The following is a 16,779-nucleotide window of genomic DNA, read 5'->3' as shown; positions in this document are numbered from 1 at the left end:
ACTGTCTCGCCGGAACCGTCTCAACTGTCTCGCCCGCGGTGACGCGTCCGCACGCGCGCGCACGTGGTGGGGTGGTGAGACGGTTGGGGTGAGACGGTTCGGCGAGACAGTTCACGCCCGCCCTGTGATCACTGTTTGTGATCGTCGGGGGCGTGGGCGGGCAGGTAGTAGCGGGCCGCCTTGCCGTTGCCCGCCCGCACGATGATCTTGTCGTGGACGAGCTTGCCCAGTCGGCGGGCGGCGGTGGAGGTGGCCATGCCCAGGTGTTGGGTGAGTTCGTCGCGGCGCGCGCCCTTGGGGCCGCGGTCGGCCAGGAACCGCACCACGGCCTGGGTGACGTCGTCGGGAACGGTGGTGTTGTCGATGGCGTGCTGGGCGTTGCGGAGGGCGTCCAGCGTCGTGGCCTGATCGGGCGGCGGGCTGGTCTCGTTGATGAACTCGTCCAGCTTGGCGACCAACCCCTTGGCGGCCTTGTCCACCTCTGCCTCGTTCGTCGGGTCGAAACCCCAGCCCGGGTCGCCGTCTCCGGTGCCCGTGCCGCCGGTGTCGGCGGGGCCGTTGCCGGATGCGGCGGTGGGCGCGGTGTCGGCCTGGCGGTCCTGGCCGGGGTCCGGGCGGGTCTGGGCGGTGCCGCCGGGAGCGGCCGACGGTGCCGGACCGTTGTCGGTGGCCCGGGTGGTGGCGTGGGCGGCGGCCGGGATCGGGTGCCGGTCGGTGTAGCCGGGCAGGTGGGCGGCGATGTCGGGTTCCAAGGTGGCGTCGGCGGGGCCGTAGGCGGCGGCCAGGGCCTTGACGGTGTCGGGGTCGTACAGGGCGCGGGTGCGTCCGGCCTGCCAGACGCCGCCGGCCTTGACCAGCAGCACGACGCCTTCGGCGCCGGAGCCGTAGGTGGACATGTCGGGGCAGCCGATGGTCTCCCAGTCGGGGACGGCCTTGGTCATTTCCTTGGTGTCGGAGACCCGGCCGACGATCTTGGTGTAGGTGTTGGCGCTGCCCTCCTTGGTGCCGGTGTGCTGGACGACGTTGCGCTGTTTGGCGGTGATGGCGACCACGCCGCCGGACCGGCCGCGCCGGTGCACCTTGTCCAGCACGGGCTTGACGCGGTGCGCGATGGGCGAGTCCATGCCGGTGGCGGTGTCCTGCTCATCAATGATCAGGATGATCACCGGGGCCTGGGGCGTGGGGGTGTGGGTGCCGCCCGCGCACGCGATCGCCCGTTCGTCGACGATGGTGTCGATCCAGTCCAGCAGCTGCAGGGCCTTGTCTTCCTCGCCGACCCCGGCCGCTTCGTGCAGGTGGGCGCCCCACAGGCTGGGGATGACGCCCTTGCCGAGGTCGATGGCGATGGTGAGGACGTCGTAGCACTCGGCGGCCTGCTGGACGATGTTGGACAGCGTGTTGGACTTGCCGCCGCCGTTGGTGGCGACGATCTCCACGTGCCGGGCGCCGCCTTCGTCGAAGATGACCAGTTCCAGGTCGTCGCCGGTCTCGGGGTCGGTGCCGATGACGAACGGGCCGTCCAGGATGGAGCGGTGTCCCTTGGGTGCGGCCGCCGGGTCGGCGACGGCGGGGTGCGGAACCGGCTCGGACCACAGGTCCTTGAGTTGGACGGTGATCCACAGGATGCGGGCGTTCTTGGCGTCGCCGGTGACGCGCACCTGGTCGGCGCCGATGCCGTAGCAGCGGGCGATCTGGACGGCCAGGCCGCCGCGTTCCAGCCGGGACGCCGACGGGCCGTGCACGCCCACGTCCACCTTGAACCGCACGCCGGTGCGGGTGGCCTTGGTGTGCAGCAGGTGCGAGTCTTCCAGCCCGGCCAGGTTGGCGATGGTCTCCCACTTGGCCTGGAGTGCGGCGGTGCGGCGGCGCTGCTTGAGCACGTCGGACCAGGTGTAGGCGGACCAGGCGGTGGTGGCGGTGACGGTGTAGCCCAGCAGGGTCGGCAGGTTGGTGATGCCGGTGTGCGCGGCGGTGGCCAGCCACAGCGGCGCCCCGGCGGCGATCGCGGCGATCGCGCCGGAGTAGCGGGGCGACCCGTGGGTCTTGTAGGTGGCGACCCAGGCGGCCAGCGCCGCCGGCGGCGCGAACGCGCCCAGCAGCAGGGAGTCGCGCAGGGTGTCGTGGGCGGCGTAGTGGTGCGCCACCTGCCCGACCGGGTACCAGGCGGCCAGGCCGGTGCCCAGGCCGCGCGTGTCGGGGGCGCGCATCACCCAGCGGGCGTAGGTGCGCGCCGCCTCCCGCACCCAGCGGCCGACCGGCGAGGGCCGGGTCGGCCGGCGCTGCCAGAGGTCGGGCAGCAGCGCGTCGATCATGTCGTCGGTGTGTCGGCTGCGGCGGCCACCCGACCGGCCTGCGAACCGGCGGGCCTGGTTGCCGGGCCGACCGAACTGGCCGCGGCTGGGGCGACCAAGCATGCGATCAACTCCTTTGCGAAGCGGGGCCGGACGAAACGACCGCGCCGCCCACCAGCTGAGTGGGCGGCGCGGTCGGTGAAGCGCGGCAGGCTCGGGGTCAGGCGGCTCGGCGGCGCGGTGCGCCGATGATCCGGATGCCGCGTGCGGCGATGGTGCGGGCGTCTTCGTAGTAGTCGGCGAAGTTGGCGGCCGACCGGCGCGCCTGCTGGGCGGCCTCGTCCAGGTCGGCCACCGCCTGCTCGAACTGGGCGATGACCGGCCGCGGCATGCCCTTGGCCGCCAGCGTTTCGGCCCAATCGTCGATCCGGTCGGCCAGCGCCGCCATCAACTCGCCGATGCCCAGGCAGGTGGCGATGTACTCGCCGTCGCTGTCGGGGGCTTCGAACTCCACCAGGTAGCGGCGGGGGCGGGGACGCATCAACATCCTCCCTTTTCAGACGGGGTCGTCGCCGGTGAACTCGATACCGGCGGCGGCGACCTCGCGGGCCTCGGCGAACCACGACTCGAACAGCATCGTGGCCAGCGCGGTGCACGCCGCGGCGTCCACCAGGCCTTCGTGCACACCGGTCAGCGGGTTGGTGATGATCGGCGGCAACCGGCGCGCGATGACGTCGTCGGTCCACTCCTCCACCGCCACCCCCACGCCGCGCAGCAGCTGCTGCAGTTCCTGGCACGTCTCCAAGAACTCCACATCGGTGTCCGGGGCCTCCAAGTGGAAGGGGCCGGTGATGCGCATGCGGGCAGGCGCCCGGCCGGTACGCCGCGCGCCAGCCCGGCCGTGCACACGCCCACTGCGCGCGGCCGGGCGGGCCGGGGTGCCCGGGGCGGGTGAGCCGGGCGGCATCGGGGTCGGGCCGCTCGGCCGGGCCGGTGCCCCGCCGCCGCTCTTGCCGCGGTCGTGCCGACCGTCCGGCGCGCCGGGCGGAAGCTGCGGAACGCTCCGGCCCTGCGGCAGGGGCGGCGCGGCGCCAGGGTTCCGCCGGGCTCCGGGCTGGGCGGCGTCGGCGGGGGCACCTGCGTTGGAGCGTCGGCGGTTGCGGCGGCGGATGAAGGTGGCGGTGCGGCCGTCGGCCTCCCGGCGCTGCCAGCGGCCCTCGGCCCAGGGCCGCGCCTGCCGGCCGCGCCGCCACACCCGCCGGACTCCCAGGCCGACCGCCCGGCCGCCCAGGTCGGCGACCGCGTCGGCCAGCATGGTCTCCTCGGTGTACGGGGCCCCGGCGGCGTTCCAGGCCTTGACCAGCAGCGACTCGGTGCGCGGGGGACGGCGGGACGGGGCGTGGCGGGCACGGTTCTTGCGCACCGCGTGCGCGCCGCCGGCGAACGCCGCCGTCCCCAAGAACAGCAGTTCGATCACGAGGGGGACTCCTCACCGGTTCCCGACAGGTGGGACGGCACCTGGTGGCCCGTCTGCCGGTCGTGGGCCTGCTGCCGGGCGTCGGCGATCGTGACGGCCACCCACAGCGCCGCGTACAGCGGCCACTGCACGGCGGCGGCCTGCCACCACGGCCAGCCGAACACCACTTGGGTGCCGCCGGGGATGCCCAGCAGCAGCGCCCAGGCCCCCAGCGACGGCCGGTTGCCCCAGGCGCAGGCCGCCAGGCGGCGGCCGGTCGGGGTGCGCGCAGGACCGTCGGAGGCGGTCCCCGAGGGGCGCGCGGTCACCGCAACCACCCGTCCAGGGCGTCCGACAGCCCGTTCAGCAGCGGCAGCAGCTTCTGCCCGATGGGCGTCCCGGCGGCCAGCAGCCCCCAGGCGGGCAAGGTGACGAGCATGAAGGTGGAGACCAGGCGGCTGTAGCCCACCATGAACAGCACGCCGGTCAAGATGGCCAACAAGGTCATCGCGGTTCCTCTCACTGAGACGGCCCGACCGCTGAGCAAGCGGTCGGGCCGGTGTGCGACGGACGGTGAGGACACGCCGGGCGGCCAGACGAGCCGGACCGTGAATCGCTCCTTTCGTCGCCGGGCTCGTCTGTGGACTCTGGGCAGGGCCCGGCCGTGTCCGTGGTGTGGAGGGGCAGGGGCCAGGCGATCCCCCCTTTCCGCTGTCAGCGGCAGGTACAGGGCAGGTGATCGGGGATGGGTACAGACCGGCGGGGCCGTCCCGCCGACCCCGCCCACACCCAGGCACCGCACCCGCGCGGGTACAGCGCGCGGGCACGGTGGCGGGTGTGGGCGAGATCCGCCAGACGGAACCGGGTACATGCCGGGGCGGGTACACCTCGGCGGGCAGACGGGCGACGGGTACGGGTACGCCGCGCCGTCAGCGCGCGCTCTGCTCGGCGACAGCGTCGGCGGGCAGGGTCGCCAGATACGCACGAACCTGGGTCGCCTTCTTCTGACCGCACCGCAGCGCCGACTTGATCCGGCGGATCGACGGGACCTGCCCGGCCCTCAGCTCGTCAGCGAACACGGCGGCCGCCTGCACCCGCACGGGCTCATCTCCCAGCGGGTGCACCTCGGCGTCATCCTCTCCCGCCTGGTGTGCCTGGAGCACGTCCCGGTCCTCAGGGGCGGGTACGTCGGGAACGACGGTCAACGCGGGTACGGGTACGCCGTCCGGCCGGGTACGGCGGGTACGCGCGGCACGGGTACGGTCGGCGCCGAGGTCGCCGGGTACGGCCCCCTCCACCTCGGCGTCCGGTTCGGTCGTGGCCGACGCGTCGCCGTCGGCCGCGTCCGCCATGCCGCCCTCGGCGCCGCTTCCGCCGGTGTCGGGCAGGTCCGACAGCGCCGACAGCGCGGCGAGCGGCTCGGACGGCAGCGCGACCGCCGCCATGCCGGAGGGGGTGGAGTGCCACGGGCTGTCGGGGGTCAGCTCGGCCAGCTGCGCAGCGGTGTAGAGCATTTCGATGCGGGCCAGCAGCTGTCGGCGGCGCGCCGGGTCGGTGGCCAGGTCGGCGTGCTCCACCGCGCGTTCCACGGCGGCCTCCAACTGTTCCAGCGCCTTGAGCTGCTTCTTCTGTTTGGCGCCGGTCCGCTGCAGGTGCCGCATCTGCTTGGCGGCCCTGGCGACGCGATTGAGGTGCCGGTTCGCGGCGACCTCGGCCGCGGTCCGGTCGGTCGGCTCGGCCAGGCCCAGCCGCAGCAGGATCCGCTCGGGAGTGATGCGCCAGTGCCAGCGGCGGCCCTCGGACCGGCGGCGCTGGACGGCCATGCCGCGCTCCCACAGCCAGGCCGCCACCAGCGGCGCGGCCAGCCGGGCGGGGACCTCACGGGCCGAATCGGCGTCCAGGGCCGACAACGTGGCCGACAGGCAGGTGAACACCCACACCGCCACGCCGTCGATCCCGGCCGAGCCGAACTCGGCGACGTTGCGGCGCGCCCGCAGCGCCGAGGTGAACATGGCCAGTTCCAAGAACGCGAACGTGATGGCCGCCAGCACCCCGGACAGGTTCAGCACGTCGTGGAAGAACCGCCACATGCCCTGCGCGGCCACGCCGGTCGCCACGAGCGCGGCCAGCACCGTCAGCGGGTCCTCACCCCGACGCGAGGTGTGCCCGGCCCTGCGGTCATCCGGAGCGGAGGCCGGACGCGCGGTGCGGGACCGCCGTGCCACCATCCACACCAACGCCACGGTGAGCAGCACCATGGCGACGGCCACGCCGTACACGGGGGCGGCGGCCAGCCCGGCCAGCGAGCCGGTGATCTGCTCGGCGTTCATCGCGGCACCTCCTCACCGAACGTGCTGCTGTGGGCGGCCCGGTCGGCGGCCGAGCGCCGCCCGGCGCCGTCGGTATACGACGTCATGGTGACGTCACCTCCTGTCATGGCTTGCCTGTGTGTGGCGCGGCTGGTCTGCCGTTCCGTGAGCCGCTCACGCCGGGTGGGTGAGCGGCCGGACGCAACGCCAGAACTCCGGCGTCAGCGGTGCCGACAGATGTGGGGGTGACCGGGGCGTGGCGCGACCGGGGCGGGGCTCAGCCAGTCCACCGGGGACCACGTCGCCCCCGACCGGCCAGAGCGGCCGGCGGGGCGGCCGTCGTAGGTCAGCACCCACGGCGTAGTGCAGGCCGGGTCGTCGGCCCAGGCAAGCACCACCAGCGGCCCGGCGCAGCATGAGGGGACGTCGGCGAACCACACCACCGAACCGGGCGCGTACCAGCGCCGGACCAGGCGCCAGCGCCACATACGCCAGTCCGGCAGCAGCAGCTGGTAGCGGGCGCGCAGCCAGGCCAGACCGGCGACGTACAGGGCACGCACCCCGAGCGCCGCCAGCACAACCAGGGCGGCGGCGGCCAGCAGGCGAGGCGGCAGCACCACCACGACCGGCCAGACGAGGGCGGCACCCAACAGGAAGAAGCCGGTGCCGATCGCGGCCCGGGCGGTGGCGTGGCGGCGCTGCTGCTGTCGCAGCTGTTCCAGGTCGTGCATGGTCGCCTGGACGGAGGCGGGCAGGGATGAGGGCGCCCGGGGCGAGGTGGGCAGGGAGGACATGCAGGGCTCCTTTCGACCGATGTCGGAGGGAAGGGAAGGCGGGGTGCGCGCCTGGTGAGTCAGGCGGCCCGGGATGCGGCCCGCCGAGCCTGGGCGCGCACCCGGTTCACCAGAGCGCGGGCGGTGGAGTCGGAGATGTGCAACCGGGCAGCCACGTCCTTAGGGGTGCCGCCCCGGGCCAGGATCTCGGCGACGGCCAGGCGTCGCTCGGTGGGCGTCAGCGCCACCTGCCGGATCCCGGACGCGGCGATCTCCACCGCGATCTCGTCCACGATCCCGTCTTCGGGCAGCAGCCACGGCGACGGCGTTTCACGCTCCGACTCCGCCGGCCGAGCCGACCGCGGCTCCTGCGCCGTGGGGTTGGGGGCCGGGGCCGACGACCGGTGGCGCCTGATGCGGGCAGGTGGCATCAAGACTCCTTTCACAGCAAAAGAAGGGAAGAGCGATCACCAGCGCGCACGGCGGCGCGCTGTGGCGGGACAGCACAGATGGCCTGCCGTTCCGTGAGGCGCTCCCCGGTCCCCAAAGGCAGAGGCAAGAAGGGAGCGCCCGGACGCAACGTCAGGTCCGGCGGGGGCGGCGGGGCCGCGGTCAGGCGGCGTCCAGCTCCCAGTCGGAGGCGCATTGCAGGCACGCACCGATACGCCGGGGCAGCACGTAGCCGCGATCGACGCCGCAACGCGGGCACGTGCGGCGGGCGGCCAGCGCCTTGGCCAGCGCGGCCCGCTGCGCCGCGGTCGGGGTGCGCTTGGGCAGTGCCAAGCGGATGTCGTACAGGTAGGCGACGCCCAGCCCGCGGCGGCGGCGCCACAGCACCTGCGCCACCACCTGCTGCCCGCCAGGCCGCAGACCCAGCGCGGCCAGCTGGCGGCGGGTGAGCAGGTGTGGCGGCGCCATCCGCCACGGGAATGTGGGGATGCCGTAGCGCTCCCCGCGCGGGTCGTGGAACGCCGCGCTGCTGCGGCGCGTCATTCCACCCGTCCCTCCAACAGCTGGTTGTTGGTGCCGACCGGCAGCGGGCGGCCCGGCCGAGCGGTGATGCGGACCGTGCCGAACCGCCACCACCCTCCGGACCGGCACCGCTCGGCCACGTGCCGACGCCGCGGTTCGACCTGGAGACGGGCGACGCGGCGGTCGGGGAAGGGCCCCAGCGCCAGCGCGGCGTGCGCGCGGGCGCCGGTGCGGACCGACACATAGAAGCCGACCGTCCCGGCCGAGGCCGGGACGGTCGCGGATGTGGATCGGTCGGGGGCGCTCATGCCGCCCTCCCAGCAGTGGCCGACGGCGCGCCCACGGTGACCTCGGCGCGCACGTAGCGGCGGCAGTCGCAGCAGTAGAAGAGGATCGGACCATCGGCCGACGGCAGTCGGGGCAGCACCGCAGCGCGCCGGCTCGCGGCGCCACCGGGTGCGGACGCACACGCGTGAGGCTCATGGCAACCATCCCTGTTCAGCAGCGGGAAGCACAGAAAACCGGTCCGCCCCATGCGCGGGGCGGACCGGTTGCGAACGGACAGCAGGTCAGGATCAGGGGACGGTGGTACCGGTGACCGGGCTACCGGACTTGCGGCGGCCCTGGACGTAGACCCGCACGTTGCGGGACCGGCCGCGGCACGGGTACGGCTCGGACACCTCCACCAAATCCAGCACCTGCCCCAGCGCCTCCACCCCGGCCGCCACGTCGTCCGGCAGGCCGATCAACCGGATCCGCAACACCTTCTCGAACACCCCCTTCCCGAGGTGCGGCTCTGACGTTCCGAAGGCCGCTCCGCCCCTGCGCAGAGCGGAGCGGCCGAGCGCAGCGGCAGAACCGCTCACCGGCGCCCGCCGCCGTGGGAGCAGCGGCCGGAGCCGCCACACGCCGAGCACGTGCGGCCGCCGGGCAGCGTGCCGCCACCCCCGCACGTCGAACATCCGCCGCACTGGTGGCCGCCGACGGTGTACGCGATGATGAACATTGGATCGCCTTCCTGGTTGTGGCAGGTGGGTGATCAAGGGCCCCGCATGTGTTCGCAGCACATGCGGGGCCCGCCTTCTGGCGGCCCGTGAGGCGCCCCCGGGATGAAGGCGCCCGGGCGCACCGTCAGAAGGTGTGGTGGTGTACAGACCGCGTCAGCACGCGGCGCAGAACGCGGCACGGGCCTTACGGACCCGTGCCTGATGACCCCACGCCTTCAGCGGGTCCGAAGACGTGGGGAGCTTCGGTAGGTGCTCAGACCTGCACGTTCTCCGTGTAGGACCGGGCCGCCTCGTACTTGGCCCAGGCCGAGTCGCGCACGCGGGAGAAGCCGTAGCGGACCCCGGCCAGCACGAGGTAGATCGAGTGGCTGTGGTCGTTGGCGTTGTAGTCGAACGGGATACCCTCCGCCGTCAACTCCGCGGCGGCCTGGTCGATGATCTCGAACGCCTCCGCCTCCGGGAAGTCCAGGGGGAAGCCGATGAACCCCGACCGGTCGTGGGGGATGTCGGGGTTGGACTCCAACAAGTCGGCCAGCATCCGCAGCCCGGCGATGTACCCGGCGCGCGTCCGGTCCGATTTCGGAATGCCGATCATGAACAACCTCCCAAGGTCGTGAGGGAATGGGAAGGAACGACGACGCCCCGGCCCGACGGGGAAGGTCAGACCGGGGCGCCGAAGAGCAGGAACGGGAGTGTCAGCGGGCGGCCATCTGCGTGACCGCGCGGGGCACCGGCGGCTTCGGCCGCGGTATCACCCGGGTGCCGCGGCGCTGTCCGGCTTCCCGCACGGCCGCGTCCAGCCGGGCCCGCCACTCGGCGTACGACTCGTCAACTCGGACACGCTGGCCGCTCCCCGGGCACCGCGGCGGGGACGGGCGGAACTCCGCCGGCCACGCCTCCGCCCCGGGCACGTGCGGACCACGATGCGCAGTGATCATCCCCCGCTTCATCGACCGCCACTTGCCGCAGTCCGGGCACTCCACCAGGGCACACCCACCGCGGGCGGACAGGCTGAGCAGGTTCGGAGGCAGTGACGAAGCGAGGATGACCGGGCGACCGTTGTGACGCATCAGGGATGGTCCTCCCACATCGAACGTGAGTTCTTTGCCTTCCCCGGCCCGCACACCGATGCGGCCAGGCACTACACCTGTGTCGGCCGTCTGCTGTGCGGGACAGGCAGCGCAAAGCGCTACGGATGTTGTGGTGACATCGCGCGACCCGCGCCGGTCCGGGGACCTCGCTGATCGTCAACCCAGACGCGCCAGGGCATCGATCGCCGATGTCGTATGCGGTTGTCAACGCGCCCACCGCCTATCGACGGTGGCCACGACAACTCGCAGACACCTAGTCGTCTAGACGAGCCGTACCGGCACAGTGCCACGACTCGTCTAGAGGAGTCAAGTCCTACTGGGCGGGCAGCTCGTACGACAGCACGTAGGCGTCGCTGGACATGACCGTGTCGCAGACCTCTACAGCCCTACCTGCCTGGTCATACGCGGTACGCACGAGGTGGAACACGGGGACCCCCGGCGCAAGTCGCAAGGCCCTCGCTTCATCGCGCAGCGGCATGCGAGCGCGGATCTCCTCAGTGAAGTGATCAAGACGATGTCCGAGCTCTTCCAGCCGCGCATAGATGCCACCGGGCCCGCTATTTGGTTCAGCGATGCGGGTGTTGCGCGCGATAGAGGCCGGTATGTAGGACGTCGCCGTTTCGACGGGGTGCCCGTCGATCAAATAACGTCGGGCGCGTACGACGACGCGGTCAGCGTCGGACAGGCCGAGCCTCAACGCGATGTCTTGCGAAGGCTTCTCTTCTTTGATGGTGATGGAATCTACAGAGGGCTTGGCTCCCACGCCTTCGGTCTCGGCGATGAATGCCGCCTTGCCCTGCTCACGATGTTGACGTGCAAACCTGTCCGATGCCAGACGGCGAACCGGCGGACGCGGGCGCACGAAAACGCCTTTTCCATGCTGCGCGACCGTCAGTCCCTCGCTCTGGAGTATCTGGAGCGCGTGGCGGACCGTCATCCGAGCCACTTCATAATGCCCGATCAGCTGGCTTTCCGAAGGAAGTTTCTCCCCGGGCGTCAGAGCCTTGCTCTCAATCGCGGCGCGCAGGTGATCCGCAATCTGTTTGAACACAGGGCGGTCACTGGTCGGGTCCAGGCTCGGAAGCTTGAGGTCACCCACGGCACCCAACTCCTCAACTTGTACGTACGTGTACTACCGTGAGTCTAGTACCCACCTGGTCAAGGAGCTGCGTGATGCCAGACAGCCGCCACTCGGTCAGTGTCGCCGGCGTCGTCGTCGACGACCGCCGCCGGGCCCTGCTCATCCAGCGACGCGACAACGGCCACTGGGAGGCGCCGGGGGGCGTGCTGGAACGCGACGAAGACATCGTGAGCGGCCTTAGGAGGGAGGTCTTTGAGGAAACCGGCCTCCATGTGACTCCCACGGCCCTGACCGGCGTCTACAAGAACATGGCACGCGGCATCGTGGCCTTGGTCTTCCGCTGCACTGCTGAAGGTGGCACCCTCACGCCCTCAGACGAGAGCAAAGACTTTCGGTGGGTCAATGAAGATGAGGTAAAGGCCCTTGCTGTGGAAGCATTCGCCATCCGCGTTCTCGACGCCTTGTCCGACAATACCACAGTGCCCATCCGCCAACACGACGGCGTTCACCTCATCCCCTGATTCAAGTTCGTGAGGCGAAAATGTCGGCAACCGCGCGGGGGTAGGCAGGAGGTTGGCTTCGGCCGACGTTGTCGTCAAGCGGCTGGGACAGAGGGCAAGGGTAGGGGATGGGTGTCTAACTGGGTGACAACCGCAGCGGACACAACTGGACGCCATATGCCCTCAGGGCATGTCTGTGCAGAACGAGCGGTGTGATCAGCTTGGGTTGATCTTGACTTACAAGCGAGGAGTCGCAAGTTCGATCCTTGCTGCGCCCACCAGCGAAAAGGCCCCGTTCCCGATCATGGGAACGGGGCCCGCTGCCATTTGTGTGCCATTAGCCCGTGCGGGCGAGTGCTCCGGCCGACCCGTCGCCGTCCTGGTCGGCGTTGTTGATCTTGGCGTCGAGGGCGTTCGCGATGGCGCGGTTGCCGCCCGCCGACTGGTGCTGGTAGATCATGGCCGCCCGCACGCTGTCATGCCCTATGCGCTCCATGAGGTCCCGCAGGCTCGCGCCCGTCTCGGCAGCGAGCATGTTGCCGGTGTGCCGAAGGTCATGAAAGTGCAGGCCGGGCGCGCCGATCTTGGCCACCGCGTCGCCCCACCTGGTCGCTCGCCGGAGGTTGGCCCGTCGCAGGTTGCCGCCCCGCTTGCCCGTGTGAAGACCAGCGCGGTTTGCTCCGGCCCGTGTGCTTGTCCAGGTGTTCGCGCAGTTCCGGGAGGATGGACCGGGGGGAGTGCCACGGTTCGCACGCCTGCGCGTGACTTGGGCTGCCCGATGAGTAGTTCGCCGGTGTCGAGTTCGACCTGAGCTTGCCGCACCGAGACCGTACCGGCCTCAACGTCCAGATCCATCCGGCGAAGGGCCGCAACCTCGCCCCATCGCAGGCTTGCGAAGGTTGCCAGCAGCACCACGGCGCGCAAGTGTTCGGGCATCAGGTCGGCCAGCTTGAAGACCTGTGCCACCGTGAGCACCGGCCGTTCGTCCGGCTTCTCTTCACCGGCACCGCGGATCCGGCACGGGTTGCGCGGGATGATCAGGTCGTCGGCCGCCGTCATGAGGACCGCACGCAGGAACCGGTACGCCTTCGCCGCATCGGAGGCCCCTACCCCTGCTTCGATCAGCGCCGCGCGCCACTCCCGGACGCTCGCCGTGTCGATCTTCCCCAGCTCCACATCGCCGAGATACGGCGTGATGTGGTGCCGCAGCAGCCCCGAGTAGATGTCGACCGTCCGGGGCCGCAGGTTCGGCCGCTCTGCGATCCACTTCGCTGCGTAGTCCTTGAGGTTGACCTTGGCGCGCTTGGGGTCGGTCCACTCGCCCGAGATCAGCTTTGCTTCGATGAGCGCAAGTTGCTGGTCGGCCTCGCGTTCGGTGGCGAAGGTGCGGCTTCCCGTGTGAATGGTGCCGTCGGGGCCCGGATACCTGATCTGAAACCGCCCTGACGGGAGCTTGCGGTCGCCGTACGCCCACCGCTCCGTCAGCCGGTTGTCGCCGGCCTTGGAGGCGCGCGCGGTCCTGGGGACGTGAGCGGTTGCGCCTCAGTGTTCGAAGACCCTTTGCCGGGACTGGGCTGCATGCGATCGATGTGCCTGAATGAATGCGCCTGATTGATGGGGTTTGCGTACTAGCGGCTGGCATTGTGGCTATTTCGAGATCGTGGCCATTGCGATCTGCTTGATATGGACCGAGACAGGCTGTCGCACGGGCGGCCGAGTACGCCGGGTGGCGGCACGAACCCTGAAGCACATTGTTGTGCGGCTGCACCCCGGAGAACCTCAGGTGGCGTCGCCACCTGGTGCAGTTCAAGATCGCGAATGCCCCTTCTCGCTGTAAGCCGTCGCTCCCATGTCCTGTCGGCGAACGTCGGTGTTTGTGAATCGATCTTGGACGGTGGTGAGGGGAAGTTTCAAGATCGTTGAGTTTGGGTCTGATGTTGGGTCTGGGGGCCCTGTCGCGCGGTGGAGGAGTTGATTGACTCGTCGTTTTTGACGGGTTCACAAGCCTGGGGGCGCCAGATGCTCAGACGGCTGGGGGACCAGGGTGAGGGCGCGCTCTCCTACATCGCCATCACTCTGCTCGTGGCCGCGGTCGCTGCGGCGGTCACGGTGGTCGCCGTTCCGGACACGGTCACCCGGGACGTCCGTGCCGCGGTCTGCCGGGTGGTCGGCAGCAAGGACTGCGGCTCCGGCCATCGCGGCGGAAAGCCGAATTCGAGCACGTCGCCGAGCTCCAGTGCGCCCGTCACGGCTCCGGTCGGCGGGGAGTCGCCGGAAGAGCAGGAGTACCGGGCCGCGCAGGACGCCGCCGCCAGGGCCGACCAGGAAGCGCGGGCCATCGAGAACGAGTGGAACAACTTCAATCTGCTCAAGGAGATCGCCGAACTCGGGCTCGACTGGCTGGCCGGCGACATCATCAACTGCATCCGGAAGCCGAATCTCAGCGACTGCATCTGGGGTCTGCTCGGGATCATCCCGTGGGGCAAGCTCGGCAAGGCGCTGAAGGCGATCCCCAAAGTGGTCAAGCTGATCGACCGCTTCCTGGACCTCAAGCGGCGGCTGGAGAAGGCCCGCGGCGCCCGCAAGGCCGCCCAGGAGCGGCTGAGGAAGGCCCTGGCGGCCTGCCAGGGCGCGGCTCCCAACAGCTTCCCGCCCGGGACCTTGGTGCTGATGGCCGATGGGAGCCGAAGACCCATCGAGCGCGTCGCCGTCGGCGACCTGGTCTGGGCCACCGACCCGGAGACGGGCCGCGACGGCCCGCGGCGGGTCACCCGGACCATCGCCGGCGCCGGTTCCAAGGACCTGGTGGACGTCGTGGTCGACCTCGACGGGTCGCCGGGCGGTCCGACCGCGGTGGTCACCGCCACCGCCAACCACCCGTTCTGGGTGGCGGGCACACGCGACTGGATCGACGGCGGCCGCCTGGTGTTCGGCGACATGCTGGCCGCACCCGACGGCCGCCGGGCGCTGGTGGTCGAGACGCGCCGGTACAGCGCCGAGCGGCGCGTCCACAACCTCACGGTGGAGGGGTTCCACACCTTCTATGTGACGGTCGGCGGGCTCGATCTCCTCGTCCACAACGATCCGGGCAAGCGCGCCTGCGACCTGCTCGCCAAGGAGCGCGCAAAGATCGCCAACGACATCGATGATGCCCTCGAAAATGGACGGTTCGAGGATGCCGACCTCCTCATCGATCAGGCGCAGGCCAACGTCAACGAGGTATGGGAGGTGGCGCGCCGGAACCCGACCAAGGCCAACAGAGACGCCGCCACCCAGGCTCAACGCGAGGTGGACCTGCTCAAAAAGAAGGTCGTCGACGCCAAGATCGACGAGGCGATGCAGTCTGGCAATTGGCGCAAGCGGACTGAGGCGACCACCGCGAAATCCATTCGCAACATCGTACGCGACTTCAATCGCAAGTTCGGTCCGAACGGTAGGGACGGTGAAATAGACATCGAGACCAACAGGGCGATCGTCGAGGTGGCGACCGGTAAGAACATGGACAAGGAAGGACAGGTGAAAGGCCTGCTCAGCGACAGGCAGAAGAATCCGCAGGCAAAACCGGTGATCGTGCTCGCCACGCAGTGGTCCGGCAAGCAGCGCGCCATGATCGAGCGGCTGGGTGCTACCGTGGTGCGCAACGAATACGAGCTCAAACAGGCTCTTCGGAGACTGGGTGAGCCCGTCTGAGTGAAGGAGTGCAAGTGACAGGCGGAGTACTTGTGATCTTTGCTGATCCCGTGCACCCTGATGAGTTTCTCGATCTCGTGGAGGAGGTCGGGGGTGAGCGGACTCCCGACCACTGGGCGAACGGCCGCCTGTCGCGCGGGTGGCAGCACGTTTGGGTGACGGTGCCTCCGGACTGCAACCCCTATTTCGAGCCCGAGGACCTCGAGGTGTACGAGAAGAAGATGGGTGCTCCCATGCTGACCTGGGCGCAGCTGGATATTTCGAGCACCAAGGGCAGTGACGCCCTTGCCATGGAACTCATCGAGGCGGCGGCCCGCCGGTGGCGTTTGATCGTCGACAATGACCACGGTGAGGTCTTTTCCGTCGAGGAATTGCGTGGTTTTCCGCCTGATCGGCTGCCCTTCGGTGGCAGAAGCCGCCGGTGACATCGGGTGTCGCCCCTCGGTGCAGCGGGACAAGGCGCCGTCGAAGGCGTGTGCTCACCAGGTGCGTGCGCTGCCGGGGTTTCTGCCGCGGGCTCCTGGCCCGTCACGACCGTGGAGGGTGCGCCGACGGGGGCCGGTCCGCCGGTTGCGCGTGACCGGGGGCGCCGTGGCGTCGGATTTGGGTGAGCCACGGATGCCCGGTCATGCTCCGAAGCGCAGATCCTTGAGGTAGCGCGCGCTGCGGTCGCTCCACTCCTGGTAACCGATATTCCGGTAGAAGGCGTGCGACTCGGTGCGGGTTCGTGCGCTGGTCACTTCCATGGTGACGCAGCCGAGGGAGCCGGCCGCCTCCTCGGCCGCTTCGACAAGCCGTCGGCCGATTCCCTGCCCACGCCGATCGGCCGCCACGACGAGTGCGACGATGCGTCCGCAGCGGCCCCGCCGCTCCAGGTAGGGGAACGCCGCCACCGCGACGGCTCCCACCACCTGGGCATCGGCCTCGGCGACGAAGACGACACCGGCCGTTTCCCGGGCCCACGCCGCCAGGCGCCGCCGTACGTCGTCGACGTCGTTGTCGGGATATCCCAGCTCGGCCAGCAACGACGCCACCTGCGCCGCGTCTTCGGGGCGGGCCTTCCGCACGGTGCATTCGGACTCTTTGCTCACAGCGACGTCCCCTTATGCGTGACATGTGTGCCCCTCTGGGCTTCGCACGAGTCGGCCGGGGCAGTCAAGGACACTGCCGCCTGAACTCATGCGCCGGCACGTCGGCATGGTAGGAGGGGCCCGGCTCGACGGGCCTCTGAGGGGACGTCCCTACCGGGCTCGAATCGGCCTGCATGCGTCACCGGTGAAACGGCAGGGATCGGTTTCGAACTGTGATGAGCGGCGGCGTGTCGCGCGCTGGACGCAGTGAGGCCGCCAGGGGTCGATCCGGTGGACTGCCGCGGGCGCAATGCGGTGAAATGTAGGATCAACCGGCTGAAACGTCAGCGGGCACTGGCTGCCTGATTCGACGAGTTCACCGTCCGCCGGCACGCCGCCGTCCACATCGCCGGGTCACGTCCAGCGGAGTGGTGTATGAGTCGGCCTCCGCGTGATCCTGTTGCTGCAGGTTAAGCGGTGAGTTCTCGGTTGTCGTCCTCGGGGTCTTGTGCGGTGCCGTCGATGACGCGCAGTCTGGC

Annotated in this window: 17 protein-coding genes and 2 pseudogenes; 3 read left to right on the top strand and 16 right to left on the bottom strand. The window is 70.4% G+C overall.

Going from position 1 to position 16,779, the window contains the following annotated elements:
* Window positions 1-128 precede the first annotated feature (128 nt).
* The 13 genes from QSK22_RS21745 to QSK22_RS21685 all read right to left on the bottom strand — a co-directional run bounded on the left by QSK22_RS21745 (window position 129) and on the right by QSK22_RS21685 (window position 10,998).
* Window positions 129-2,414, bottom strand: coding sequence for a hypothetical protein (locus QSK22_RS21745; RefSeq protein WP_285496124.1), 2,286 nt, complete (start codon window positions 2,412-2,414; stop codon window positions 129-131).
* A gap of 97 nt (window positions 2,415-2,511) precedes the next feature.
* Window positions 2,512-2,832, bottom strand: coding sequence for a hypothetical protein (locus tag QSK22_RS21740; RefSeq protein WP_285496123.1), 321 nt, complete (start codon window positions 2,830-2,832; stop codon window positions 2,512-2,514).
* Between the two features lie 15 nt (window positions 2,833-2,847).
* Window positions 2,848-3,768, bottom strand: coding sequence for a hypothetical protein (locus QSK22_RS21735; RefSeq protein ID WP_285496122.1), 921 nt, complete (start codon window positions 3,766-3,768; stop codon window positions 2,848-2,850).
* On the bottom strand, window positions 3,765-4,076 hold the full coding sequence (locus QSK22_RS21730) for a hypothetical protein (RefSeq protein WP_285496121.1): 312 nt from the start codon (window positions 4,074-4,076) through the stop codon (window positions 3,765-3,767). The genes QSK22_RS21735 and QSK22_RS21730 overlap by 4 nt, the downstream gene beginning before the upstream one ends.
* Window positions 4,073-4,255, bottom strand: a complete 183-nt coding sequence (locus QSK22_RS21725) for a hypothetical protein (RefSeq protein ID WP_285496120.1) — start codon at window positions 4,253-4,255, stop codon at window positions 4,073-4,075. The genes QSK22_RS21730 and QSK22_RS21725 overlap by 4 nt, the downstream gene beginning before the upstream one ends.
* Before the next feature lie 421 nt (window positions 4,256-4,676).
* Complete coding sequence (locus QSK22_RS21720) at window positions 4,677-6,077, bottom strand: hypothetical protein (protein WP_285496119.1); 1,401 nt, start codon at window positions 6,075-6,077, stop codon at window positions 4,677-4,679.
* Window positions 6,078-6,277: 200 nt separating this feature from the next.
* A complete protein-coding gene (locus QSK22_RS21715) occupies window positions 6,278-6,850 on the bottom strand; it encodes a hypothetical protein (RefSeq protein WP_285496118.1) in 573 nt (190 codons plus the stop codon).
* Between the two features lie 59 nt (window positions 6,851-6,909).
* Window positions 6,910-7,260 (bottom strand): helix-turn-helix domain-containing protein, encoded by a 351-nt coding sequence (locus tag QSK22_RS21710; protein ID WP_285496117.1) that lies wholly within the window; start codon window positions 7,258-7,260, stop codon window positions 6,910-6,912.
* 181 nt (window positions 7,261-7,441) lie between these two features.
* A complete protein-coding gene (locus tag QSK22_RS21705; RefSeq protein ID WP_285496116.1) occupies window positions 7,442-7,822 on the bottom strand; it encodes an RRQRL motif-containing zinc-binding protein in 381 nt (126 codons plus the stop codon).
* Window positions 7,819-8,109, bottom strand: a complete 291-nt coding sequence (locus QSK22_RS21700; RefSeq protein WP_285496115.1) for a hypothetical protein — start codon at window positions 8,107-8,109, stop codon at window positions 7,819-7,821. Before QSK22_RS21700 ends, QSK22_RS21705 begins: the two co-directional genes overlap by 4 nt.
* Window positions 8,110-8,376: 267 nt before the next feature.
* Window positions 8,377-8,577 (bottom strand): hypothetical protein, encoded by a 201-nt coding sequence (locus QSK22_RS21695; protein ID WP_285496114.1) that lies wholly within the window; start codon window positions 8,575-8,577, stop codon window positions 8,377-8,379.
* A gap of 484 nt (window positions 8,578-9,061) precedes the next feature.
* Window positions 9,062-9,403, bottom strand: a complete 342-nt coding sequence (locus QSK22_RS21690; RefSeq protein WP_285496113.1) for a hypothetical protein — start codon at window positions 9,401-9,403, stop codon at window positions 9,062-9,064.
* Between the two features lie 809 nt (window positions 9,404-10,212).
* Window positions 10,213-10,998 carry a GntR family transcriptional regulator gene (locus QSK22_RS21685; protein ID WP_285496112.1) on the bottom strand — a complete coding sequence of 262 codons (786 nt, stop codon included), beginning with the start codon at window positions 10,996-10,998 and terminating at the stop codon, window positions 10,213-10,215.
* A 74-nt stretch (window positions 10,999-11,072) separates the two neighbouring features.
* Between QSK22_RS21685 and QSK22_RS21680 the strand changes: the two genes are divergently transcribed.
* Complete coding sequence (locus tag QSK22_RS21680) at window positions 11,073-11,501, top strand: NUDIX hydrolase (RefSeq protein WP_285496111.1); 429 nt, start codon at window positions 11,073-11,075, stop codon at window positions 11,499-11,501.
* Window positions 11,502-11,817: 316 nt separating this feature from the next.
* Here QSK22_RS21680 and QSK22_RS21675 read toward each other — a convergent pair.
* Together QSK22_RS21675 and QSK22_RS34035 are read right to left on the bottom strand one after the other, a co-directional pair.
* Window positions 11,818-12,225 (bottom strand): annotated as a pseudogene (locus QSK22_RS21675) (tyrosine-type recombinase/integrase); the annotation flags it as partial.
* Between the two features lie 437 nt (window positions 12,226-12,662).
* Window positions 12,663-12,884 (bottom strand): annotated as a pseudogene (locus QSK22_RS34035) (site-specific integrase); the annotation flags it as partial.
* 558 nt (window positions 12,885-13,442) lie between these two features.
* On the opposite strand from QSK22_RS34035, the gene QSK22_RS21665 reads away from it, so the two are divergent.
* Window positions 13,443-15,170 carry a polymorphic toxin-type HINT domain-containing protein gene (locus tag QSK22_RS21665; protein ID WP_285496109.1) on the top strand — a complete coding sequence of 576 codons (1,728 nt, stop codon included), beginning with the start codon at window positions 13,443-13,445 and terminating at the stop codon, window positions 15,168-15,170.
* Between the two features lie 14 nt (window positions 15,171-15,184).
* Window positions 15,185-15,595, top strand: a complete 411-nt coding sequence (locus QSK22_RS21660; RefSeq protein WP_285496108.1) for a hypothetical protein — start codon at window positions 15,185-15,187, stop codon at window positions 15,593-15,595.
* Between the two features lie 201 nt (window positions 15,596-15,796).
* Here QSK22_RS21660 and QSK22_RS21655 read toward each other — a convergent pair whose 3' ends face one another.
* A complete protein-coding gene (locus QSK22_RS21655) occupies window positions 15,797-16,261 on the bottom strand; it encodes a GNAT family N-acetyltransferase (protein ID WP_285496107.1) in 465 nt (154 codons plus the stop codon).
* Between the last annotated feature and the right edge of the window lie 518 nt (window positions 16,262-16,779).

It is taken from the genome of Actinomadura sp. NBRC 104425 (assembly GCF_030269545.1).
GTDB lineage: Bacteria > Actinomycetota > Actinomycetes > Streptosporangiales > Streptosporangiaceae > Spirillospora > Spirillospora keratinilytica.
The sequence above is the reverse complement of the archived record's forward strand: the minus strand, read 5'-3'. Positions and strand labels throughout refer to the sequence as shown.

Coding starts and splice junctions, on each gene's coding strand:
- QSK22_RS21725 (WP_285496120.1), bottom strand. CDS start 4,255: ATGACCTTGTTGGCCATCTTGACCGGCGTGCTGTTCATGGTGGGCTAC.
- QSK22_RS21705 (WP_285496116.1), bottom strand. CDS start 7,822: ATGACGCGCCGCAGCAGCGCGGCGTTCCACGACCCGCGCGGGGAGCGC.
- QSK22_RS21710 (WP_285496117.1), bottom strand. CDS start 7,260: ATGCCACCTGCCCGCATCAGGCGCCACCGGTCGTCGGCCCCGGCCCCC.
- QSK22_RS21720 (WP_285496119.1), bottom strand. CDS start 6,077: ATGAACGCCGAGCAGATCACCGGCTCGCTGGCCGGGCTGGCCGCCGCC.
- QSK22_RS21745 (WP_285496124.1), bottom strand. CDS start 2,414: ATGCTTGGTCGCCCCAGCCGCGGCCAGTTCGGTCGGCCCGGCAACCAG.
- QSK22_RS21700 (WP_285496115.1), bottom strand. CDS start 8,109: ATGAGCGCCCCCGACCGATCCACATCCGCGACCGTCCCGGCCTCGGCC.
- QSK22_RS21715 (WP_285496118.1), bottom strand. CDS start 6,850: ATGTCCTCCCTGCCCACCTCGCCCCGGGCGCCCTCATCCCTGCCCGCC.
- QSK22_RS21680 (WP_285496111.1), top strand. CDS start 11,073: ATGCCAGACAGCCGCCACTCGGTCAGTGTCGCCGGCGTCGTCGTCGAC.
- QSK22_RS21740 (WP_285496123.1), bottom strand. CDS start 2,832: ATGCGTCCCCGCCCCCGCCGCTACCTGGTGGAGTTCGAAGCCCCCGAC.
- QSK22_RS21690 (WP_285496113.1), bottom strand. CDS start 9,403: ATGATCGGCATTCCGAAATCGGACCGGACGCGCGCCGGGTACATCGCC.